General features: G+C 51.0%; 21 protein-coding genes and 1 pseudogene. 16 read left to right on the top strand and 6 right to left on the bottom strand.

The features are described 5' to 3' along the window. Positions 1 to 23: 23 nt before the first annotated feature. The gene (locus FE784_RS13235) at positions 24 to 692 is read right to left on the bottom strand and encodes a PIG-L deacetylase family protein (protein ID WP_139602677.1); all 669 of its coding nucleotides are present in this window, start codon (positions 690 to 692) and stop codon (positions 24 to 26) included. A gap of 206 nt (positions 693 to 898) precedes the next feature. Between FE784_RS13235 and FE784_RS13240 the strand changes: the two genes are divergently transcribed. The 7 genes and pseudogenes from FE784_RS13240 to FE784_RS13270 all read left to right on the top strand — a co-directional run. After that, positions 899 to 1,972 carry an ATP-grasp domain-containing protein gene (locus FE784_RS13240; RefSeq protein ID WP_176706186.1) on the top strand — a complete coding sequence of 358 codons (1,074 nt, stop codon included), beginning with the start codon at positions 899 to 901 and terminating at the stop codon, positions 1,970 to 1,972. After that, on the top strand, positions 1,944 to 2,687 hold the full coding sequence (locus FE784_RS13245) for a PHP domain-containing protein (RefSeq protein ID WP_139602679.1): 744 nt from the start codon (positions 1,944 to 1,946) through the stop codon (positions 2,685 to 2,687). Before FE784_RS13240 ends, FE784_RS13245 begins: the two co-directional genes overlap by 29 nt. Before the next feature lie 203 nt (positions 2,688 to 2,890). Further along, entirely contained in the window at positions 2,891 to 3,745 is an 855-nt protein-coding gene (locus FE784_RS13250) for a helix-turn-helix domain-containing protein (RefSeq protein WP_139602680.1), read from the top strand. Positions 3,746 to 3,830: 85 nt separating this feature from the next. Then, positions 3,831 to 5,237: an ADP-ribosylglycohydrolase family protein gene (locus FE784_RS13255; protein ID WP_139602681.1), complete on the top strand. Its 1,407-nt coding sequence runs from the start codon at positions 3,831 to 3,833 to the stop codon at positions 5,235 to 5,237. Between the two features lie 432 nt (positions 5,238 to 5,669). Beyond that, positions 5,670 to 6,800 (top strand): amidohydrolase family protein, encoded by a 1,131-nt coding sequence (locus FE784_RS13260; protein WP_139602682.1) that lies wholly within the window; start codon positions 5,670 to 5,672, stop codon positions 6,798 to 6,800. After that, positions 6,797 to 7,177 (top strand): Rieske (2Fe-2S) protein, encoded by a 381-nt coding sequence (locus FE784_RS13265; RefSeq protein ID WP_139602683.1) that lies wholly within the window; start codon positions 6,797 to 6,799, stop codon positions 7,175 to 7,177. Before FE784_RS13260 ends, FE784_RS13265 begins: the two co-directional genes overlap by 4 nt. 105 nt (positions 7,178 to 7,282) lie before the next feature. Further along, a pseudogene (locus FE784_RS13270) lies at positions 7,283 to 7,369 on the top strand (hypothetical protein); the annotation flags it as partial. Between the two features lie 58 nt (positions 7,370 to 7,427). Here FE784_RS13270 and FE784_RS13275 read toward each other — a convergent pair. After that, the gene (locus FE784_RS13275) at positions 7,428 to 7,802 is read right to left on the bottom strand and encodes a Rieske (2Fe-2S) protein (protein WP_139602684.1); all 375 of its coding nucleotides are present in this window, start codon (positions 7,800 to 7,802) and stop codon (positions 7,428 to 7,430) included. Between the two features lie 22 nt (positions 7,803 to 7,824). Next, the gene (locus tag FE784_RS13280; RefSeq protein ID WP_246132014.1) at positions 7,825 to 9,117 is read right to left on the bottom strand and encodes an ABC transporter substrate-binding protein; all 1,293 of its coding nucleotides are present in this window, start codon (positions 9,115 to 9,117) and stop codon (positions 7,825 to 7,827) included. A 123-nt stretch (positions 9,118 to 9,240) separates the two neighbouring features. Here FE784_RS13280 and FE784_RS40845 point away from each other — a divergent pair, with 123 nt between their 5' ends. Next, entirely contained in the window at positions 9,241 to 10,104 is an 864-nt protein-coding gene (locus FE784_RS40845) for an AraC family transcriptional regulator (protein ID WP_176706188.1), read from the top strand. Positions 10,105 to 10,139: 35 nt separating this feature from the next. Here FE784_RS40845 and FE784_RS13290 read toward each other — a convergent pair whose 3' ends face one another. Then, positions 10,140 to 11,234, bottom strand: coding sequence for an amidohydrolase family protein (locus FE784_RS13290; RefSeq protein ID WP_176706189.1), 1,095 nt, complete (start codon positions 11,232 to 11,234; stop codon positions 10,140 to 10,142). Positions 11,235 to 11,590: 356 nt separating this feature from the next. On the opposite strand from FE784_RS13290, the gene FE784_RS13295 reads away from it, so the two are divergent. From FE784_RS13295 to FE784_RS13320, 6 genes are all read left to right on the top strand, one after another. Next, on the top strand, positions 11,591 to 12,334 hold the full coding sequence (locus tag FE784_RS13295; RefSeq protein ID WP_139602687.1) for a phytanoyl-CoA dioxygenase family protein: 744 nt from the start codon (positions 11,591 to 11,593) through the stop codon (positions 12,332 to 12,334). Positions 12,335 to 12,362: 28 nt separating this feature from the next. Further along, positions 12,363 to 13,259, top strand: coding sequence for an AraC family transcriptional regulator (locus tag FE784_RS13300; RefSeq protein WP_176706190.1), 897 nt, complete (start codon positions 12,363 to 12,365; stop codon positions 13,257 to 13,259). A gap of 49 nt (positions 13,260 to 13,308) precedes the next feature. Then, positions 13,309 to 14,178 (top strand): helix-turn-helix domain-containing protein, encoded by an 870-nt coding sequence (locus tag FE784_RS13305; RefSeq protein WP_139602689.1) that lies wholly within the window; start codon positions 13,309 to 13,311, stop codon positions 14,176 to 14,178. Between the two features lie 72 nt (positions 14,179 to 14,250). Next, positions 14,251 to 15,651: an ADP-ribosylglycohydrolase family protein gene (locus FE784_RS13310; protein WP_139602690.1), complete on the top strand. Its 1,401-nt coding sequence runs from the start codon at positions 14,251 to 14,253 to the stop codon at positions 15,649 to 15,651. A 122-nt stretch (positions 15,652 to 15,773) separates the two neighbouring features. Beyond that, entirely contained in the window at positions 15,774 to 15,965 is a 192-nt protein-coding gene (locus FE784_RS13315; protein ID WP_139602691.1) for a hypothetical protein, read from the top strand. An 88-nt stretch (positions 15,966 to 16,053) separates the two neighbouring features. Beyond that, entirely contained in the window at positions 16,054 to 17,358 is a 1,305-nt protein-coding gene (locus FE784_RS13320; RefSeq protein ID WP_139602692.1) for an ABC transporter substrate-binding protein, read from the top strand. Positions 17,359 to 17,634: 276 nt separating this feature from the next. Here FE784_RS13320 and FE784_RS13325 read toward each other — a convergent pair whose 3' ends face one another. Continuing rightward, positions 17,635 to 18,345, bottom strand: a complete 711-nt coding sequence (locus FE784_RS13325; RefSeq protein WP_139602693.1) for a phytanoyl-CoA dioxygenase family protein — start codon at positions 18,343 to 18,345, stop codon at positions 17,635 to 17,637. A 163-nt stretch (positions 18,346 to 18,508) separates the two neighbouring features. On the opposite strand from FE784_RS13325, the gene FE784_RS13330 reads away from it, so the two are divergent. Beyond that, positions 18,509 to 19,363: an AraC family transcriptional regulator gene (locus FE784_RS13330; protein ID WP_139602694.1), complete on the top strand. Its 855-nt coding sequence runs from the start codon at positions 18,509 to 18,511 to the stop codon at positions 19,361 to 19,363. A 251-nt stretch (positions 19,364 to 19,614) separates the two neighbouring features. Here FE784_RS13330 and FE784_RS13335 read toward each other — a convergent pair whose 3' ends face one another. Continuing rightward, positions 19,615 to 20,526 (bottom strand): AraC family transcriptional regulator, encoded by a 912-nt coding sequence (locus tag FE784_RS13335; protein ID WP_139602695.1) that lies wholly within the window; start codon positions 20,524 to 20,526, stop codon positions 19,615 to 19,617. A 126-nt stretch (positions 20,527 to 20,652) separates the two neighbouring features. Here FE784_RS13335 and FE784_RS13340 point away from each other — a divergent pair, with 126 nt between their 5' ends. Next, positions 20,653 to 21,426 (top strand): phytanoyl-CoA dioxygenase family protein, encoded by a 774-nt coding sequence (locus FE784_RS13340; RefSeq protein WP_176706191.1) that lies wholly within the window; start codon positions 20,653 to 20,655, stop codon positions 21,424 to 21,426. Positions 21,427 to 21,790 lie beyond the last annotated feature (364 nt).

Here is a 21,790-nt window from a genome sequence, read left to right on the forward strand (position 1 = left end):
TATAACTGCAACATAGCGGGACGTTACCCGTGCAGCCGGATGATTTGAAACGCTTCGGCGTATTCCTCGAAAATTTGACTGCCGCGGAATTTGGCTTTATGCAGAAGGCTATCCGGATGAACCGGGTGCCGCAATGACCCGATCTGGGTCTGATAGGCTTCCAACGTTTTCATTTTTAAGTTCATTGCTTCTTCCGTAAGGGGAATATATAGATTCGGCTGAAACGCAAGCTCTCCGTCGGTCTCATAGACCAGGATGGTGCCATTCCAAAAATAAGGTCGCGCCGCCGCCATGGCAGCTTGATGAAGAGCTTCGTGATCCTGATGCTTCGTAATGGACGGAATGTACAGGACAGTCGGACGAAATTCCTCTATGTGGCGCTCGAGTCTGGAGACCAGCTCCACCCGCGGGATACGGTCCAGCCTGCTGTCGTAAAGCTGCTTGCCGGTTTGGTCCGGGTAAAGGATATGATAATCCGTAACCCCGAGCAGGCTCATCGCTTCCTTCAATTCAATAATTCGCGTCTTTCCGCTATAGATGCCGTAGCCTTTTTCTTCCTTCCTGTAACGCTTGGAATCGCTTAGGGTGAAAGAAGCTATAACGATTCGAACCGGGCTGCCGTGGCGAATATATTTCTGAATGACACCGGCGCAACCGAGTGTCTCATCATCCGCATGGGGGGCCAAAACCATTGCACGTTGCTCTGAGTAGAGGAGAGCACCCAATAGAATCACACCTTCGTCATGATATATCGATTTGACTACCTTAACCTATGAAATGATCATAAGTACCTCCTGTGCTGCAACCTATTCCTTGCGAAATTGGTCGCCTGTCAGGCGCTTAAACGACTCGGAGCGAGTATAGTGGGAAGAAAATAGAGGTTGGTGATGAATTCATCGTGAAACCGTTCGTGCGCATTCTTCTTACCGGGGCAGGATCTCCGGCCGCTTCCGGCGTAATTCGGTCTCTCCGCTTAAACCGGGATATCGATGTTGAAATTATAGGCATGGATTGCAATCCGGAAGCCGTCGGATTTCATATGTCGAACAAGCATGTCGTCGGCCCCCGAGCATCGGAGGAATCGTTCATACCCTTTGTCCTGAGTCTGTGCGCCGAGGAGAAAGTGGGGCTGCTCTTTTCTCTCGTCACGGATGAATTGATCAAGCTTGCGGAAGCGGAAGAGGAGCTGCTGCGGATCGGGACCCGATTGTCGATTTCCTCTGCGGATTCGCTGCGAAAAGTGATTCACAAAGGGCGATTGTATCAGGCGCTCCAAACTATGGGAATGGCCGTGCCCGAGTTCCGGATGGTCAACTCTCCGGAAGGTCTGATCTCCGCGTTGTATGAGCTTGGCTACCCGGCTCGGCCGGTATGCTTTAAGCCGGTCGTCTCGGACGGCAGCAGAGGGTTTCATATCGTGGACAACGGCGCGGACAGGTTTCGCATGCTTTTCCAGGAGAAGCCTAGCTCCGCCCACATCAGCGAAGAAGAGCTGCTGCGGATTCTCCATGGACATACCATAATCCCGGAAACCCTGGTTATGGAATATTTGCCGCATGAGGAGTATAGCGTGGATCTTCTGGTCAAGCACGGTGAGGCCGTCGTTGCGGTTCCAAGGCTGAGGGAGGTTACGGTAGGGGGAATTACGACAAAGAGCTCGATTGCGAAGGAGCGGGATATTGTCGATTACGCAGTTGCGGTCGTCGAGTCCATGCAATTGAATGGGAACATCGGCGTGCAAGTCCGCCGAGACCGGCTGCGACAGCCGAAAATCGTGGAAATTAACCCGAGAATCCAGGGGACGATCGTACACTGCACGGCGGCCGGGATCAACCTTCCGGCGCTAGCCGTAAAACAAGCGCTTGATATCCCGCCAAGCAAAGATGAACTGGAGATCAGGTGGGGAACCCGGATGACGCGTTATTGGGAGGAGGTTTTCTACGATGTTCATGGATCTTCATATGCACTCTAATTACTCGGACGGCAAACATACACCGGAAGAAATGATCGAAGCCGCTATCGGCATCGGCTACGAAGCGATGGCTATCACCGATCATGTATGGAAATCAAGCCCCTGGGTACCGGCGTACGCCGCGCATCTTCAGACGCTGAAGCGGAAATATCGGCATCGAATCCGGCTTTATTCCGGTATCGAAGCGAAGGTCGTGTCGCTGGATGGCGATATTGATGCCGATCCCTCCTTTGATGCGCTCGTAGATCTCATTCTCGGGTCCATTCATCGCATTCCGAAGCCGGACGGCTACTATTCCACGGCGGACGGCGACCGATTGCCCAGAAGAGCGATCATCGAGCACTGGCTCGAGGCTTTCTGCCGGATGCTCGAAAATCCGCGTGTGGACATTATCGCCCATCCGCTGTCGGAGCTGAAGAAGTTCGGGATACGGGAAGAAGAGCTTCCTATGGCGGAAATCACGGATCGGATTGCGGCTTCAGGCAAAATCCTGGAATTGAACGTTAGATACAATACCCCCGACCAATCCGTCATTCGGTTATCGGCGCAGAAAGGAACCGCGTTCCTGATCTCTTCCGACAGCCACACCGTTCGGGATTTGGTCTTAAACAGCAGGCTGGTCAAGGAGTTCACCGGCGGCGGGTTCCGGCTGGTCGATATCGACCGGTATGTAAGGGAGAAGAAAAACTGCCCTCCCCCAATAAGCGGATCCTGAAGCTCGCTTAGTCCCCGTCCTTTCACAAGGCGGGGACTATTTTTACGCTTGCTTTGATCGACGAGGTGCGTAATGGGCATACAACTTGCGTTGAGCTAAGCTAAAGGCGAACTATAGTGTTAAACTGAGAATTAGCTGGATACCCCGAATCGTTCGCGATGGTTGATTGTTTTATATCTTTTCAAAAGGTGGATGGAAACCCAATGAAGCAAAAAATAAAATATGACAATCCCATCCCAATTAATGCTTATCTTTGGTGTCCAAAACCTTATCCGGAGCCCCTTCATTTCCATTCAAGCCTGGAAATCGGCTATTGCCGGGAGGGCAGAGGGCAATTTATTTTTGAAAGTAAGCTTTATGAAGTACGCAAAGGCGATATCTTTATTGTCAATAATACGGAGCTTCATATTGCTCAATCTGCCCAGCACGATCCAAGCCGATATATTTTTTTGAATTTTGATCCCAGTCTCTTTCTTGAAGAAGATGATAAATTATTACTGCCATTTGCTTATCGATCGGAGAGATTTGAAAATCATATTGCAGCTGGAACACCGCTTGCCCAGCAAATCGGGGTACTCATTCAACAGATTTATGAGGAGCTTAACGCAAAAGCCGAGGGTTATCTAACGATTGCTCGTTGCAAATTGCTGGAGCTGGGCGTTATCTTGCTTCGCCATTACAGAAGCGCGTTCAGCAATGAGCAATGGGTAAAGATGTCCAATTCGCAGCGTGAGATCAAAGAAATGATGCTATTTGTGAAAGAACGGTTCCAAGAGCCCCTTCAACTTACGGATGTTGCTGCCCATCTAGGCTGGGGCACCGCTCGGACAAGCCGCTTTTTTAAGGAGCATATAGGCAGCAGCTTTATCGCTTATATGACACAGCTGCGGATTAGTGAAGCTAAAAAACAACTTGTCACGAACCTTGATAGTATCGCAGACATTAGTTTTTCCAGCGGGTTTCAGAGCTTGGCGTCCTTCTATCGAGCCTTTAACTCCGCTGTCGGCATGTCGCCTCAAGAATACCGTAAACAATATGGCGTTAAGCAATTATTTTGAGAAGCGTGAAGGAAATTGAGAGGATTCGCTAAAGCCAAATCAGTATAATCAGCTTAAAATCTCTGATTAAAAAGGTGGTTTTACGATGGCTGGCTGGGAAAGATTAAGGGAAATTGTACATTTGGAAATCATACAAAGGGGAGAAGAAGGCTGCGATGTAAGCGGGTTTCAGGACAAATGGGCAGCTGCTGGAGATGACGAAGCGAAGTTGATGGTGGTGTATCGTCAGTTGATGGAGCTTGAAATTAGTGCTGATTTCCCCTATCAAGAGCCTTCAGATTTGCCTGGCATTCTTGCGATGCGGCCAGAAGGAGCGCGAAAACTAACGACAGATAAATCTGAAGCCGAATGGCTTAATCAATTTCAAGGTGCTTGGCTCGGTCGAAGTATAGGGTGCGCCTTGGGGAAACCGTTTGAGAACCGTCAATTTATGTCGGGCAGCGGGGGAAGAGCCGGATGGAAAAATATTGAGCTATGGTTCAAAGGAGCAGATGCCTGGCCAATTCGCGGATATACCCCAGGGAGTTCACGGGCGTCCGTCGAGTATGACTTGAAGGTGAATGACTGGTGCCGGAAAAGCTGGAAAGAACATATTCAGTTTATGGAATCCGACGATGATATTCGTTATACCGTGTTAGGCTTAATTCTTTTAGAGGAAAAAGGATTGGATTTCGATGCTTGGGATATTGGCAAGCTGTGGCATAAGTATCTTAGCTATCAGCAAGTGTGTACAGCGGAGACGCAAGCTTATTTGAATTTCGCTCAGGTGACCTCCCATATGCAAGGCGAAAAAACGGAGGACTGGGCACAGAAAAGTGAATGGGTGCGAACCTGGTTAAATCCGTATCGGGAATGGATTGGAGCTCAAATCAGAGCCGATGGCTTTGCTTACGGCGCGGCAGGAAATCCGGAGCTGGCAGCCGAATTGGCTTGGCGGGATGCTTCCTTTTCCCATGTGAAGAACGGTATCTATGGGGAAATGTTTGTGGCCGCCATGATTGCAGCCGCTTTTAATGAAACGGATAATGAACGCATTGTAGAAATTGGACTTAGTGAAATTCCCAGCAACTGCCGATTGGCTCATGATATTCGCAAAGCGGTAAAAATTGCGCACAGTGCTGTTGACCAATTGGATGTAGTCGATCGGATCTGGGAAGCGTTCAAGCACTATCATTGCGTCCACACCAACAATAATGCAGCCTTAGTTGCCGCGTCGCTCATCTTTGCTAAGGACGATTTCGAACTGGCCGTTACGACGGCAGTGCTAGGCGGTTGGGATACCGATTGCAACGGAGCTACCGTTGGATCGATTATGGGCGCTAAGCTCGGAGCCGACAAGCTTCCGGCCTATTGGGTCGAGCCCCTTCACGATACGTTATACGCCATGGTGACAGGATTTCATCCGATCGCGATTTCGGAATGCGCCCAACGCAGCTATGAGGTGTTTAAGAAGATATCTGCACAATATTCCGCTGGACAGAAGCCTTCATAAATTCAAGCGATATAATCAAAGACCGGCCCGATGGGCTGGTTTTTTACGTTAAAGAAAAGTTTAACTTCGCTAAAGCGGTAAAGCGAAGTGCGACTTTCTTTACCAAGAAAAGCAACTCATACAGCTCGGATGTACTTCATCGAAAAGGCTTCGATCAGAAGCATTTCTTATATTTCAGATTACAAAATAACAAAATTGAAAACGTTTTATATCGAGCTATTCACTATTTTTGTGGGGTTTAATGTGGATAACACGAAGGCGGCAAAATGTTAAAGAACATAACAACCTTACAAAATCGCAAAAGACAGAAGACACGACAGCATTGTTGTTTGGCCGCTGGAAACGTAATATGAGGGTCAAGAAGCAAGGATGGTTCGTATATACGACCTCGCATCCTGCTATCTAATGTAAACTGCTGGAGGGGCAAAAGATATGCAGACTTCGAATACCGACAAAAAGGTACCGGCGGACCAGCGTCCGAAGCTGAAACGATCCATTATTGATTGCGACATTCATCATGCGACGGGGATGAATGCCATAAAACCCTATTTGCCGCGAGCCTATCAAGAGCTGGTGAAGCAATATGGTCCTGCGCTGCCAGGAGGCATGCACTTTAATGGAGGCGTGGGCGGTCGAATGGCCGATGCGTATCCCGAAGGCGGCGGCTCTGCCGGCAGTGATTTGGAATTGATGAAAAAGCAGCATCTGGATCGCTACAATGTCGAATACGGCATTCTGACCGGGGAAGGTTATGCGATGCATGCTACTCCCAATTATGATTATGCTGCCGCAATTTGCCGGGCGATTAATGAATATACGATTGAGCATTGGCTTTCGCGGGAAAGCAGGTTGAGGGGCTCCGTATTTATCTCGAAGCAAGAGCCGAAGCTTGCATCGCAAGAAATTGATCGTGTCGGAGGCCGGCCCGATATGGTTCAGGTCATTGTTTCAAGCGGAGCCTCGCTTCCTTATGGAAACAGGTTTTATGATCCTATTTACGAGGCTTGTGTTCGCCATAACTTGCCATTCACCATCCACGTTGGATTAGAAGGCGAAGGTATTAATAGCCCGCATACCGGGGCTGGGTATGTCACTCACTACATTGAGCAACGGTGCGCACGTCCCGCGGTAATGGCCGCCCATTTGGCCAGCTTTATTTTCGATGGGGTATTCGAGCGCTTCCCTGCTTTGAAGGTTGTATTGCAGGAAGCCGGCGTACTGTGGCTTGCCCCGTTCCTGTGGAAGCTCGACCAAGAATGGAAAGGGCTGCGTGTACAAACGCCTTGGGTCCGCAAGAAGCCGAGCGAATATTTCCGGGAGCATATCCGCGTTACCACACAGCCGTTCGAGGAGACGCCAAACCGCGAGATTTTCGATCATTTGTTAGAGAGCATCTATGCCAAAGAAACGCTGATGTTTTGCAGCGATTATCCGCATTGGGATTACGATTCACCGAGTCAAGCGCTGCCCAAACTGGATCATGAGCTATGGGACAGCATCTACTATCAGAATGCAGCCAAGCTGTATGGTCTGCCTCAACGTCAAACGGAGGAGATGAAATGAAGCGAAGCTCGCGGCACATCGTAGGGACGGTAGGGGAGATTCCGCCTGGCACCCATAAAATTGTGGAGGTTGAGGGCCGGAGTGTAGGTATCTATAATATTAACGGAGTCTTTCATGCTCTGCGCAATATATGCCCTCATCAAGGGGCAGAGCTGTGCAAAGGACTGGTGACAGCCTATGTTTCTTCTAGAGGCTCGGGTGACTTTCGGTTTGAAAGAGAGGGTGAAATTGTGCGTTGCCCCTGGCATCAGTGGGAATTTGACATTTCTACAGGCTGCATGATCGTAGATGCGGCCATGCGCACCAAAACGTATGATGTCACGGTGGAGAAATTCGGTGTCTCCGTCGATAACGATCTTATTCTGGTTCATATGTAAGAAAGTAAAAACCTCTCTCAAACGGGCCGGATGCAGCTGCCAAAGAGAGAGGTTTTTCTTTCGCTTCTACTCATGTTCAATCATCTTCACCATTTGCAACAATAGAAGTACTACCGGAATCGGGAGAGCCGTGCGTATTGCAAGGAACGAGGCATCCGGCTCAACGGCCCGCCGCTCGGTCGGCCCTCGAAGCAAACGGACGCCGCTGAGGCCCTATTTAGTTTGCAACACAAGCTGTGTGCCGCTCGGGCTACATATGAATGAAGACATGCTCTTCCTCGACGGTAACGCCGAACGTTTCCACCGTTACTTCGTAAGAGCGCGTCCGCATGTCGGGATCAACGATCATGCAGCCCGTCTTGATGTCAAACTCCCACTGATGCCAGGGACAGCGGATGATTTCGCCTTGCCGTGTCTGTTCGTAGACGCCCGCTTCGTCCGACACGATCAGCGGTCGTACCAATCCTTTGCACAGCTCCGCGCCTTGATGGGGGCAAACGTTGCGAAGCGCGTAAAACGTTCCGTCCACATTGTAGACGCCGATGGACCGTCCGCCCGCCTCCACCAGCTTGTGCGTACCCGGCGGGATTTCCGACGTCTTGGCCACCGCATATTTTTGCCTCATATTCGATACCTCGCTTTTCGCCTTACGGGTTGTCCTGAATCCACTTGTTAATCTCTTCATCGGCGTTGCGGGTTGCCGTGTTCAAGTCGATCTTATCATTTAAATATTCGGTCACATGCTTGTTGGCGATCTCATAGCTTTTGGAGTGCCATTTGGTGAAGGCGGCGGCATTCGGATTCGGCTTGCTTTTGAAAATGCTAGACAGCTTTTTACCTTTCAATCCCGGATTTTCCGAACCGAAATATTCCTTGAACTTCGGGTCGACGAGCAGCGGCACACGGCCGGTCTGGCTCGTACTGATACGGGACACATCGTCGGACAAAAACACCTGCATCGATTTCAACGCGTCATCCTTGTATTTGCTCGTGCTGCTGATCGCCATGATGTGCAGATCGTATTGCGTGAAGATGTTCGGCTTGTCCTTATAGCTCGGATATTGCGCCACGTCCCAGTTCAGTCCGGACGTCGGCAGCACATCGAGCAGCGAGATCGAGGCGAACATCGCCGTCGTTTTGTTTTTAAGAAACGGATCGCCGCCTAACTTCGGCGGATTGCCCGGAATCGAATAGATTTGCTTGGCGATTTCCAGCGCTTTTTTGAACGTATCGGTCGTCAAATTCGACTTGTTCGTCGCCGCGTTGACCGGAAGAATACCGAGCTGCAGCGTCAAGCGCGTCCAAACGTCCATCGTCAGCCCGGAATATTGCGTTTCGCCTTCTTGGCGCGACATTTTTTTGGCGAGCTCCATCGCATCCTCCCAAGTCATGCCGTCTCCCGGATAGGCCACCCCGAACTTGTCAAACAAATCTTTATTATAATAGAGGGCGTTGAATTGCATATGATAGGGAAGCCCGTACAGCTCGCCCGATTTGGATAAATCGGTCAACGTTTTCAGAGCGCCTTGATCGAACCGGTTCAGATCGGCCTTGGCTGCGTTCAGCATCGGCTTCAAGTCGGTCACGATTCCCAGGTCTTTGTAGTCGCCCCAGTTGCCGTTGAAAAACGTAAACAGATCGACCTGCTCTTTCGCTGCCAGCGCTTCGGCGATCGCTTTAGGCGAGCCTTGCACGCGTTCCATCGTAATGTACGGATATTTCGCTTTGACCGGATCGGCGATCAGCAGCTTGAAATGCTCCGGCGTCATCCCCAGCGTCTCGAATACTTTGAGCGTAATCGGCTCCTTAGGCGCTTCAGCGGCGGGGGGTGCGCCTTTATCCGCAGGAGCCGCCTTGGAATCCGCCGAATCGGACTTGCTGCAGCCGGCAGCGCTGAGGATGACGGCCAATGCCAAACAGGAAAACGAATACCATTTCATACGGTTCAATCGAAATTCCTCCCTTTTCGAAATTGGATAAACATTTACAATTATTTTGTTAGTTTGTCGTCTATTCATGGTATAATCGGTGAAAGGATGCAGGATGCAAGAGGAGGCCGATCCATGCGAGAAACCGCTTTCGAATTTCATGAAACCGTTTACTTTGTTCCCGATGCGTTTGCCAAAAGCGGCGGCGTCTGGCTGCTGCGCGTTGGACATAATATCGCCAAGCCCGAATACCGTATAGAACCCCGGAATATCGCTTGGTATAACATTCATTTCATTATGCAAGGGCAGCTGCACATGTATTACGACCACAAGCAGGTACTGCTGAACAAGGGAGACGCATTTTGCATGTTTCCCGGCATACATTACAAATACGGACAAGGTAACGGAGAGAAGCCGCTGAAAATGCTCTGGATCTCCTTTGACGGCGCTCAGTCGCACACCTTGCTGACGAAAGCGGGTTTTTCCGAAAGCGCGCCTTATTTGATACAGGTGATGACCAAGGAACTGCACCATACGCTGCAGCAAATGTTCGTTCCGCCCAGCGAAGGCTACCGGCGCAGCCTGGAGCTGCAATCCGTCCTCTATCGCGCATTCAGCTTGATGACACCAGATGAAGAAAGCGCTATACCTGCGAACGGTCCGGCACACTGGATTCCGAAAAGCATCGAATATATGCAAACCCATTACATGGAGCGAATAACGGTACAAGATGTATCCGCCTACCTGTCCGTTCATCGCGCTTATTTGTCCAAAGTGTTCACCGAAAAGGTCGGCATGACGCCAATGCGCTATTTGGAGAAACTCAAAATGGATAAGGCACTTGAGCTTCTGCATATTACGACGCATTCGATTCAAGATATAGCCGTCATGATCGGCTACTCCGATCCTTACACATTTACACATGCGTTCAGCAAATATTACGGCATACCGCCTGGGAAATGGCGTCGAACGCATGCAGCCAAGCTGTCGGAAAGCTAGCTAGCGGCGTTCGACGCGGGTAAAGTAGATGGCTGTTACGTATGATCGGGCGACGAAGTGCGCGGCTTTAGCCCGTACAGATTGGCTGCGTTCCGGTAAAAGATAGGGTCGGCGTACGAGGCGTCCAGCTTCGGAAACGCCAGGCGCGGCGAGTCAAAGTCCCAGTGCGGGTAATCGCTGGCGAACAGGAGGCACTCCTTGGCGTAGAGCGCGTCAAGCATCGGGACAAACAGGGCCGGATCGGGTGTCAGCTCAATCGGCTGGGACGATACGTACATATTGGACCGGTAATACTCGCTTGGCGGCTTTTTCACCCAAGGCGTTTGCACCCGCAGCCCTTTCCAGTCTTGATCAAGCTTCCATAAATACGGCGCGATCCACATGACGCCGGCTTCTTGCATCACGACCTTCAGCGTCGGGTATTTCTCGAAGACTCCGCTGAATAGGAGGCTGGCCATATGCGCCATCATCGTCTGCGTCCGGCTCGCCCGCGACTCGATATAATAGGTGACATGGCCCGCCCCGGTCGGCGACGGATTGATGCCCTGCCCTTCGTTGCCGATATGAATCGTGAACACCAGATTATGCCGTACGCATGCTTCGAAGATCGGCTCGTAAATCGCATTGCCGTAAGGCTTCTCGCTTCCTCCGGGCACAAGCACCTGCACAAATCGCCGATCATCGCCCACGCGGTCGATTTCTTTGGCGGCGAGCAGCGGATGCTGCTTCGGGATGGTGATCGAGCCGCGCAAACGGTCTTCCTTGTCCAGCCAATGGTCTCTCGTGTAGTCGTTGTAAGCGGAAGCGAGCGCGGCGGCGTAATGAGCGTCGGGATGCGAGCCCAGCGAATAAAACTCGCCGGTTAAAATCCCATATTCGACATGAAACGGGTCAAGGTAATGCTCTCTCATAAAGTCGAGATCCGTCCCCGGCGCTCCGCCGTTCGGCGGATTGGCGTCCACCCGGCGCCCTCCCTTGCCGCCGTTCATATACGGATAGCTGGGAAGCAGCAGCCCCCACTCGGATATGCGGTCGCAGTATTCTTTCGGCAAGTATGGAAATATGGCTTTTACGTTCGGTGCATTATGATGGATATCTACGTCAATGATCGTTCGTCTGGCAGTTGACAATGGAATGATACCCCCTTTCTTTCTGTATGGTCATGCACTCTCATTATAGGGGGAGGGCGGTGGGAAACAAATGCTGAACGGTCGTATTTCTTTTGTTGATTTGTCAGGTAGGCGAATCGCTTTTTTCCTTTACTTCCAATAGTACTGGACAGTGAAAAGTTCTTGTCGAAAATCGTAGAATGGCAAAATGACCCAATCAGGCGATTGTGTGATATCCGGATGAGATCGGCATTATCAAATTGGCAATGAACATCTGAAGATATGCTAAGTTTCCCAGATGGAAAGATGAGCGCCTTCGCCACTCGATTTGCTACAGTAGAGCTGTACCTATAATCGATTGCTGGAGGCGAATTTTCATGCAGAAAAATACAAGCTTGCTATCACCGGAGGATACGGCCTATTATAGTCGTAACGGATATTTATTGTACAAAAAGCCGCTTTTTTCCGAACAAAAGTTGAATCGGTTGACGGACATTTTCGAGGAGCAGCTGGCGTTGAAGGGCCAGAAGCTTTCGGACGAGCTGGACACCCCGCATTTCCGCGATGAACGGCTGCTGGAGTTTTTACTCGCGGATGAGGTGCTGGATCTGGTGGAGCCAATCCTCGGTCCGAACATCGGGTTGTGGTCGAGCCACTTCATCTGCAAAGATCCGGTGGTGGGGCGCGCCACGCCATGGCACGAGGATTCGGCCTACTGGAAAGGCCGCGTGAGCAGCTTCGACAGCATCGTGACGGTCTGGCTGGCCATTGACCGCAGCAATCAGGAGAACGGCTGCATGCGCGTCATCCCCGGCACTCATAATAACGGGTTTTCCGATTATGAGGAAGTGGACAAGAGCAAGAACTTGTTCCGGTCGCAAGTGAAAAATATCGACGACTCGCAAGCCGTCTATTTTGAACTCGAGCGGGGCGAATGCTCGCTGCACGACAGCCGGATCATCCACGGCGCGAAGGCCAATACGAGCCCTCACCGCAGGTGCGGCTATACGATGCGCTATTTCTCTACGGAAGCGCGCGTCATTCCGGAGCGCAATCAGAATCACAAAGTATGGCTTGCCCGAGGTCGGGATGTGGCGGGAAGCCGATTCGAGAACGTATAAACACCGGGAAGCGGAAAGGAATGAACCGATGAAGCGAGAGAGCGGGTCACAGCCCAGGCGTCTGTTGAATGAGCAGTATATGCAGCTTAACCGTTCCTTCAACTTCTTTGTGCAGCGGCTAAAGCAGCCGTCTCCGCTTCATTGGCACGAATTTTATGAGATGTGCGTCATAACGGAAGGGACAGGAATGAATGTGTTGAACGGAGTGGCCCATCCACTGGAGAGAGGTAGTCTGTTCCTGCTTACCCCCGCGGATTTCCATGAAATATACCCTGATCCGAATTCCGTTCTGCATGTGTACAACGTGATCTTCTCGGAAGAAATGCTGGTCGGCGAGCTGCGCGAATTGCTGCTTTACGGGAATGCAAGTCGGATGATCCGTCTGGATAAAGAGGCGCTTCTGCGAGTGGAGCAGGAGTATTTGGTTATCGACCGGGAAATGCGGGAACCGAAGACCGCCCAGCGGCTTATGGTGAAAGGAGCGTTGGAACGCATTCTGATCGAGCTGCTGCGCCAGCGGGAGATCGGTTCGGTCGGTAGGGGCTTACTGGGGGATGCGGCTGCGACATCGAGCCATGACGCAGTTGCAAGCGCCCTTCTTTTCATTCATCATCATTTCCGAGAACCGCTGAGCTTGCAGGATGCCGCTCGCGAGGCCAATCTCGCTCCCGGCTACTTTAGCACATGCTTCCGGCAGACGACGGGCATTACGTTCCAGCACTACCTGCAAAACTTGCGGATCGAATTCGGGGCCGCGCTCCTGCTTGCCTCCGAGTGGCCGGTAACCGATATTTGCTACGCTTCCGGTTTCCGCACCTTGACCCACTTCGAGCGGGTGTTCAGGAACAAATACGGCTGTTCTCCCCGACAGTACCAACAGCAAGGACCGTGGAATGCGAAGGGTCAAAGGCCGCATCAACCCTAAGCGCCGGACCTCTCGATTCTCGAAAAAAATTCGTTATTCGAGGTTTCCCATGAGGCTTACTATTACTTATGAGAACAACATTCCGATTAACGCTTTCCGCTGGACGCCCAACAAAAAGTTGGAACCGCTTCATTATCATTCAAGTCTGGAAATCGGCCTATGCATTTCCGGTAGCGGCGTTTTTTATTTCGGTGAGAAGCAGTACCGGGTCGCAATCGGCGATATTTTTATAGTCAATAATAACGAACTCCATATTGCCAAATCGGATGAATGCAATCCCAGCACCTATATATTTATCAATTTCGATCCGCGTTTGTTACTCGAAGAGGAAGAATCGTTGCTGTTGCCATTCGCTTATAATTCGGATCATTTCGACAATCGCATTACTTCGGCTTCGCCCCTTGCCGAACCGCTCGGGGCATTGATTGAGGAAATATGGAACGAGCTCGACGCCAGACAGGAAGGTTACATAAGTATGGCCAAAAGCGCCCTACTTGAGCTGTGTGTGCTGCTGCTGCGTCATTATTCGACCGGTATGTCGAAGTTCGAGTGGAAACGGATGACCGATACGTTTCGACGGATGCGTCCGGCTTTGACGATGGTTGAAGATCGCTTCCGGGAGCCGCTCGAGCTGACGGACATAGCGGAAGCTCTCCTCCTTAGTCCTTCCCGGGCCAGCCATCTATTCCAACAGGAGCTGGGGCGCAGTTTTAAAGATTATTTGCTGCATCTGCGAATCAACGAAGCGAAACGGATGCTGATCAGTACGAGCCTTAGCGCTGCAGACGTTTGTTTCGGGAGCGGCTTTCAGAGCATCCCTTCCTTCTACCGTCTTTTCAAATCCATCGTAGGCCTTTCTCCACTCGATTATCGCAACAAATTTTCGGTGCACGCAATTATTGAGAATACAAAACAATAGCTGAGTAGATGACTCGCCTGTGCCCCAGCTATAATGAACCTGAAGCGAATTCATTCGATGGAGGTCATTCATATGGCGGGGTGGACATCACTAGATGAACTGCTAAAAAAGGAAGTCGTGCAAAGAGGTCAGGAAGGCTGCGAAGTAGACGGCTATGCAGAGAAGGTCGCGGCGGCAGGAACGGATGAAGCTCAGCTGATGTCGCTCTACAACGAAATGATAGCGCTTCCGATTCGAAGCGATTTTCCTTATGAGGAGCCTTCGGAGCTGGCCGATATTCGCGCTCTGCGGCCTGACGGTCCGCGCAAGCTGAGCGATTCGCCGGATGAAGCGCAATGGCAGGACAAATTTTATGGCGCATGGCTCGGCCGCAGCGCCGGCTGCGCCCTGGGCAAACCTCTGGAGGTTTGGCACTACATGGGCGGGACAGAGAGCAATCCGGGATGGCGCAACGTACAGCTTTGGTTCGAAGGGGCCGATGCCTGGCCGATTCGCGGATATACTCCGATCGAATCCCGCGCGGAGAAGGAGCATGGCTTGTCGCTCGCCTCTGCGAGTATGAAAAGCACTAGGGAAAAGATCCGCTTTATGGAAACGGACGACGATATACGCTATACCGTACTCGGACTGATTATGCTGGAAGAGAAAGGGCTTAACTTCGATTCGTTCGACATCGGGAAATTATGGCACAGACGGCTCGCCTACAGACAAGTTTGTACGGCCGAGACGCAAGCTTATATGAATTTCACACATGCGACTTCTCATCAAAAGGGACAAAGACCGGACAACTGGGATACCCGCAAAGATTGGGTGCGCACGTATTTGAATCCATACCGCGAATGGATCGGAGCGCAAATTCGCGCCGACGGCTTCGCTTACGGCGCAGCCGGCAACCCTGAGCTCGCTGCCGAGCTTGCTTGGCGCGACGCTTCCTTCTCGCACGTCAAGAACGGCATATACGGTGAAATGTTCTGTGCGGCCATGATCGCAGCCGCTTTCGTCGAAAGCGATCCGGAGCGTATCGTGCGCATCGGGTTAAGCGAAATTCCGCGCAATTGCAGACTTGCGCACGATATCGAGCAAGCGATATCGATAGCGAAGGAAGCGAAGGACCAAGTACAGCTTGTCGACCGCATTTGGGAAGCATTCAAGCACTATCACCCGGTGCATACGAACAACAACGCCGCTCTTGTAGCCGCCTCCATCATTTTCTCCAAGGGCGACTTCGAGACCGCCATCGCCACTTCCGTGCTCGGCGGCTGGGATACCGACTGCAACGGAGCAACCGTAGGCTCCATTATGGGCGCTACGCTTGGCGCAAGCAAGCTGCCTGCAAACTGGACGCAACCGTTGAACGATACACTATACGCGGAATTGATCGGTTTCCACCCGATCTCCATCTCGGAATGCGCCAAGCGTACTTATGAGGTGTTTCGCAGCATCCGTGCTTCCTTGGCCGCCAGCGGCGCGTAATTTCGGCAGAGCACACAAAAATATGAGCATGCCTTGCGGCGATACGGAACGTACGCCGCTCGGCAAACTTGATTTGATCCTTTAACGTTCGGCAGACGGTGAAAGCGATTGAAGGTTATGTCATGTACAGTTGCATCGCCACGGGGTTGCTGCAACTGATCGCCGTCCGCTATTCGAGCCGGGTACCGGGCTTTTTCTTTCGCTACCTGAGAACGCCCTCCAAGACTGTCGTTTCCGAGGCCACGGTGATGGCTTATTTGCACACCTCGATTTTTCGCCTGTTTGCTCGCAATCCGCAATGTTCCATAACGTAAATAATCCAAGCAGGGAATGCCTGCTTTTGACGCCGATTCGCTCGTTTCTTAATACTGTAGAACTTTTGACTGTCTGGGAGGGTTAAATTTGGCTAAAATAAACAAGACTCAAACCATTATGATTAGCGCTGTGTTAATGTCCTTGCTAGCAAGCGGCTGTAGCGGTAAGATAGCCGGAGAGGCCGAGCAGAAGGAGAAAGAGAAGGAGGCTCTTGCGATTAGCAACGCTCCGGTAACGCTACGGTTCGCGTACCCTTTCAATTGGGTACTGGAATCCGAGTTCAAGCAATATATCGAGGAGCCGGTCAAAAAACGTTATCCGAATATTTCGTTTGAAGTATACAATCTGGCTGCTAAGGGCCAATCGCTGGATGAGCTCTTGGCTGCCGGCACGGTTCCCGATATGGTGATGACGGCTTCTCCCCTCATGGAACGGTACACGGGCAGAGGATTGGACGAAAACATCGAGCCGTTGATCAAAAAATTCCGTTTCGATCTTACCAAATTGAATAAGGTCGCGGTGGATGGGGTGAAAATCGTCAGTCAGACGGATTATTTGATCGGACTCCCGTGGACGATGCACTTTTACGCTAACTATTATAACAAAACGATCTTCGATAAGTTCGGCGTGGAATATCCCCGCAACGGCATGACTTGGGAAGAAACATACGAGCTTGGCAAAAAGCTTACCCGCAACGATGGCGGCATTCAATACCGCGGACTTGAGCCGGATGGACCGGTCCGGATCGGATCGATATTTTCGCTTCCTTACGTCGATCCGAAAACGAATAAGGCTGTAGTGAATACTGACGGCTGGAAAAAAGTGTTCGATTTGCTTAAGAAAATATACGACATCCCCGGAAACGGAGAAGTGAAGCTTAACGCGGCCGGCCAATTCGCCAATGACGGAATTTTGGCGATGTATCCTTCGCTGAACCTGCTGTCCAACTTGAAGGATGCAAAACAAGTGAACTGGGATATCGTACAATATCCTCAGTTCAAAGAGCTGCCGAATACGGGCATGCAGGTAGACGAGTACGTGATTCACATTACGAAGCAGAGCAAATATAAAGATCAGGCGTTCCAAGTGCTGTCCACCATGCTGTCCGAAGAAGTACAAAAAGATCTTGCCCGCATCGGCCGCGTCCCGGTCATGACCGGCAAAGACATTGAGGAAGAGTTCGGGAAAAATCTGGATTACGCGAAAGGGAAAAACCTGAAAAACGCTTTCTTGGCCCAGCCTGCCAAACCTTTCGTTGTAACGAAGCATGACGCCAAAGCCAAAACGATCATGATCGAAGGCATGAATGCGACGGTTAAAGGTCAAAAAGATATTAACACCGCTTTGCGCGAAGCCGAAGAAAGCATCAATACCTACATCGCAACTCAATAAACGAAAGTCATCGGTAGCAAATAAACCTCTCCAAGACGTTTTGAAAGCGCTTTACGAAAACGAACCGCTCGTATATGCGCGTCCGTTTGGAAGCGCGGCGCGTCGAAACCAGCCAACCATTCGATATAGATGTATAAAGAAAAAGACAGTTGGTATACGTGCAGTACGTATACCAACTGTCTTTTTAAGGATATATGTTCTCGTCCTTGGATGGGTTGAATCATCGTAGCGACGCTGCGAAGAACTCAGACGAAACCGGGCTATTGCCGTAGATTATTATTTCTTCAGCGCAGACAGCAGCTCGCGGTCCGTCAGCAGTTTGCCCGTTTCCGCATATCGGCAAGCAGACGATGCAACCTGGAAAGCATAGGCTCTTCTCGGCTTGTCGGTATTATTCGTTTTGCTATGATGCAGCGTCTCTCTATGAAAAATAACGGCATCTCCGGGCGCCATCGGCTTGCATGGCATTCCATTCTCAGGGTCTGCGGCTCGCCGATGCTTAGCGCCGGCCTCGTCAATATTCGCTTGACGGCCTAAGCGATGGGAACGCGGTGCAAGCCACAAGCCTGCATTTTCTTGCGTAATCGTATCGAGAGCTATAAACCCGTTGAGCATATGACCTAAAATGTGCGTATACATGTTGTCTTGGTGCCAAGCCAATCCTTCCCCATGCGGATGCACTACGGCATACATCCCCATCCATAGCCTTACTTCGTCGCCAAGTATTTTCTCATAAATATCGATCAAGGCTGCGGATGAAAGCATGTTTGCCGTTTCCGGGAACTGCGCGGCGCTTTTGTCAAAATGAATGAAGCCATTGGATTTCCATTCCCCGCTTTCGGATTTGCTCACGAAATCCGCCTGCTCCAGGTTGATTTTTTCTACCGTTTCGGGAGTAATCAATCCCGGCGCATAGAAATAGCCCTCGCGATAAAACTCTTCGATCATTTGCTCCGTTAGTACAAAATTAGAAATGGCTTGTGTCAACAGCTTCTCCTCCTTATTCGTTATGATTTCAATGTACTGCAAGCCCGACGGAAAAACTGCTCGAAAGCAACCAATAAATTGTATTTTTGTTCATAAGAAGCTAGGATACAATTAGTTGACGATATTAGTAACCTAACGATGATGGGATTTCACGGAGGATTATATGTATTACGATGATGTCCGACTGGAACGTGAATTGAACTTTGTGCAAAAGATAGGAGCTTTAACCGAGCATGACATGCACCTGCACGACGCTTTGGAAGTGAGCATATTACTGGAGAACGACGCAAAATACCGTCTTGTTGACCGCGACTATTACGGGAAGCCTGGAGACGTCTTTGTGTTCCGTCCCTTTGAACCGCACTATAATCTTGCGCAAAGCACGGAAAAACCGGTGAAATGGATTATGCTGCTGTTTTCCCCGTCAATCGTCAAGTTCATTCCGGAAGGAAGTAAATTGCTCCAGCCGTTTTATACGGCCGCCGGCCGCTTCTCCCCGTTAATACCGGCACAATCGCCATTTGCCGGCTTGATTCATGCTGCTGCAAAGCAAGCAGTCGCTGAGGAGGAACAGAAGCTTCCCGGATGGCAGGCCAAGCAATATTTGTACTTTGTCGATATTCTCGTTTCGATATTCCGTTATTATTTAGAAGGTTTTCGGGATCTTTCCTCTTTGGGGAGAAAGCCGAACGAGGCGATGATTCGAGTCATAGAATTCGTTCTGTCTCATTTTACGGAAGAGATCGAAATGGATCAACTGATCGTCATGTCGAATATGCGGAAAACGATGTTTTTCAAACAATTTAAAGAGCTTACAAGTCTCTCTCCCAATGAGTTTATTAGTCGACTTCGGCTGCAATCGGCCCTTTATTATTTGGATCATACCGACAAATCGATTACCGAAATCGCTTATGAATGCGGCTTCCACTCCTTAAGCTATTTCAATAAGCAATTCAAGCAGTTTAGGGGCGTAGCTCCGAGAGAACATAGGGCCAAGTTAAAAGTACCGAATGAATAAGGAACTGCTTTGATGGCAGCTCCACTCTTGGCTATTTGTTGTTTAGATCGACTTTCGATCCTCAATAATTCCGCGGATGCGTTCCTCGCTCGGGTGGAACATGTCTGGAATTCGATAAAGCCGGCAGCCCGGGTTTGGATGTTCCCTCCATCTCCTTCATGCTCCCCCTGTTTATTGAATCCTTCTGAAGAATAGTAAAAACAAATCGAATCGTACATGGACGCAATTTCTTTTTATATCCTTTATTTCCGTCAATGCCCCGGCCCGGAGCCTGCGCGCAGCGAGGCGCGATAGCCGCTCGGGGTTGTGCCCATCTTTTTGCGAAACACCCGATAAAAGAAGCTGACGTCCTCGAAGCCGACCTCATGGGCGATGACGATCGTTTTATGATCGGTTTGCGCCAGCAGGCCGCAGGCCGCTTCGATTTGCGCTTCGTGCTTGAACTCGAGAAACGTCTTGCCCGTGTGCGCTTTGAACTTGTGCGAGAACGAGGTGACGCTCATGCCGCACAGCCGGCTGATCTGCTCGAGCGCGAGCGGCTTGTCGAAATTTTCCTTGATGAGCAGAACAACCGCTTCCATCCACTGCCGGTCGGTCGGCTCCGCGACAGTGACGGTGTCCGGCGCGCATTGCCGGCTTAAGACGACCAGGCATTCGATCATCCTCGCCTTTACGACAAGCTGGTAGCCCGGCTCCTTCCGCTTCGTCTCCTGCAGCAGCGTCTCCAAATGATTTTCCAATTGCAGCCGCTGCTTGCCCTCGACGTGCAGGTGGGGCCGGAATACGGACGATTTGCGCAAAAAAGGCGATAAGTATAAAAACTCCAGCATCGGCACGACGTCTTCCATCGTGGCCAGCTCGCGGTACAGCAAATTCCGGTCGAACAGCACGTTGTACACGACCGTCCTGTGGTCGGGCGCCCCCTTGTAGCTGTGAGCCGCGCCGGGCTCGATGACGAACAAATCGCCCTGCCGCAGCGTATACAGGTGGCCGCCCATTTCGTGAAGCGCTCCGCCCTCCAGCACGTATACGAGCTCGACGAAATCGTGCGCATGCCGCTCGATCGTCTGTCCGGCGACTATATTGTACTTGTTCGTAAAAAACGGAAACTCTTCGCGGAAATAGCCCGCTCCCCGGCTTATTTTCACTTCATGCTCCGTCATTCCGCTTCGCCCCGCCTTCCGCCGCGCTTTGCAAGATCGTTCAATGCGTTGGCAAAATCAGCCACGATTCGCCGCGCCCCGTCTTTTATAATCAATGTCATAACAGAAAAAGGAGCTGAAGTAAACATGTTTGAGGTACCCCAGGACAAGATTGACTTTTACCGCGAGAACGGCTTCGTGCAATTCGACGACGTCGTGACGCCCGAGGAGCTGGAGGAGCTGAGGGAAGCGGTAGGCGACGTGATGGCGGCGGACAGCGAACGGTCGACAGGCCAATCGCCGAACGGCGCCTATTATAAAGTGCTGAACCAAAAGGTCAACGCATGGCGGGATTCGGCCGCGGTAGCGAAATTTACGCTTCATTCGCGGTTTGCGGAAATCGCCCGCCGGTTGAGCGGTGCGGACGGCATCCGGCTGTTCCACGACCACGCGTTATGGAAAATGCCGGGGGATTCCAAGCCGACCCCGTGGCATCAGGATATGCCGTACTGGCCGATGAACAAGCCCGGGGCGCTGTCGATTTGGCTGACGCTTGACGATGTCGACGAGAATAACGGCTGCATGATGTTCGTGCCGGGCTCGCACAAAGTCGGCAAGCTGGCCGGCATCAACCTGGTGGAGCCGCAAAATTTGTTCGATTACGCGAAAGGAACGGGCATCGATCAGACGAAGCCGGTTATCGTGCGCATGAAGGCGGGCAGCGCGACCTTCCATCACGGATTGACGTTCCATTACGCGCACGCGAACGGCACCGACAAGCCGAGACGGGTGCTTGCCGTCATCTACATGCCGGACGGGACCACGTTCTCGGGCCGCCAGCATATTGTGACGGCCGGCACGGCTTTTCGCGAGGGCGATTTGCTGAAAGGGAGAATGTTTCCGGTTTTGGCCAAGCGGTAACGAAGCAGGTGCGGCGAGCGGGTTGAAGCGGAGGTTCCGATAGCGGTTCATCGCAATGTAGTTGATGATGTACAATTGTTCGTGTATTCGAAAACAATCCAACTAGGCCGCGAGATTCTTCTTCCAATTCCGCTCGACGATAATTGAAGAAGATCGTTGCATTTATCATGAAATTGCGCAATTGCTTGAATATTGCCATCCTTTATCTTTTGCAGCAACAATAATGGCCGTATCAATTCAAACCTTTTACTTACTCGCAAATGCGAGGTGTATTTTACCTGAACTTCCAACTGAAAAGCCAGTAAAAGCAAGAAATCTTGCTGTTACCGGCTTCAAATTGTCTCAAACATATCGCCTAGAATGT

This window comes from Paenibacillus hemerocallicola, assembly GCF_006265175.1.
Lineage (GTDB): Bacteria > Bacillota > Bacilli > Paenibacillales > NBRC-103111 > Paenibacillus_AB > Paenibacillus_AB hemerocallicola.

Coding starts and splice junctions, on each gene's coding strand:
- FE784_RS40845 (WP_176706188.1), top strand. CDS start 9,241: ATGCGAGAAACCGCTTTCGAATTTCATGAAACCGTTTACTTTGTTCCC.
- FE784_RS13235 (WP_139602677.1), bottom strand. CDS start 692: ATGGTTTTGGCCCCCCATGCGGATGATGAGACACTCGGTTGCGCCGGT.
- FE784_RS13310 (WP_139602690.1), top strand. CDS start 14,251: ATGGCGGGGTGGACATCACTAGATGAACTGCTAAAAAAGGAAGTCGTG.
- FE784_RS13315 (WP_139602691.1), top strand. CDS start 15,774: ATGTACAGTTGCATCGCCACGGGGTTGCTGCAACTGATCGCCGTCCGC.
- FE784_RS13330 (WP_139602694.1), top strand. CDS start 18,509: ATGTATTACGATGATGTCCGACTGGAACGTGAATTGAACTTTGTGCAA.
- FE784_RS13340 (WP_176706191.1), top strand. CDS start 20,653: ATGTTTGAGGTACCCCAGGACAAGATTGACTTTTACCGCGAGAACGGC.
- FE784_RS13305 (WP_139602689.1), top strand. CDS start 13,309: ATGAGGCTTACTATTACTTATGAGAACAACATTCCGATTAACGCTTTC.
- FE784_RS13335 (WP_139602695.1), bottom strand. CDS start 20,526: ATGACGGAGCATGAAGTGAAAATAAGCCGGGGAGCGGGCTATTTCCGC.
- FE784_RS13245 (WP_139602679.1), top strand. CDS start 1,944: ATGTTCATGGATCTTCATATGCACTCTAATTACTCGGACGGCAAACAT.
- FE784_RS13275 (WP_139602684.1), bottom strand. CDS start 7,802: ATGAGGCAAAAATATGCGGTGGCCAAGACGTCGGAAATCCCGCCGGGT.
- FE784_RS13260 (WP_139602682.1), top strand. CDS start 5,670: ATGCAGACTTCGAATACCGACAAAAAGGTACCGGCGGACCAGCGTCCG.
- FE784_RS13250 (WP_139602680.1), top strand. CDS start 2,891: ATGAAGCAAAAAATAAAATATGACAATCCCATCCCAATTAATGCTTAT.
- FE784_RS13295 (WP_139602687.1), top strand. CDS start 11,591: ATGCAGAAAAATACAAGCTTGCTATCACCGGAGGATACGGCCTATTAT.
- FE784_RS13280 (WP_246132014.1), bottom strand. CDS start 9,117: ATGAAATGGTATTCGTTTTCCTGTTTGGCATTGGCCGTCATCCTCAGC.
- FE784_RS13265 (WP_139602683.1), top strand. CDS start 6,797: ATGAAGCGAAGCTCGCGGCACATCGTAGGGACGGTAGGGGAGATTCCG.
- FE784_RS13255 (WP_139602681.1), top strand. CDS start 3,831: ATGGCTGGCTGGGAAAGATTAAGGGAAATTGTACATTTGGAAATCATA.
- FE784_RS13300 (WP_176706190.1), top strand. CDS start 12,363: ATGAAGCGAGAGAGCGGGTCACAGCCCAGGCGTCTGTTGAATGAGCAG.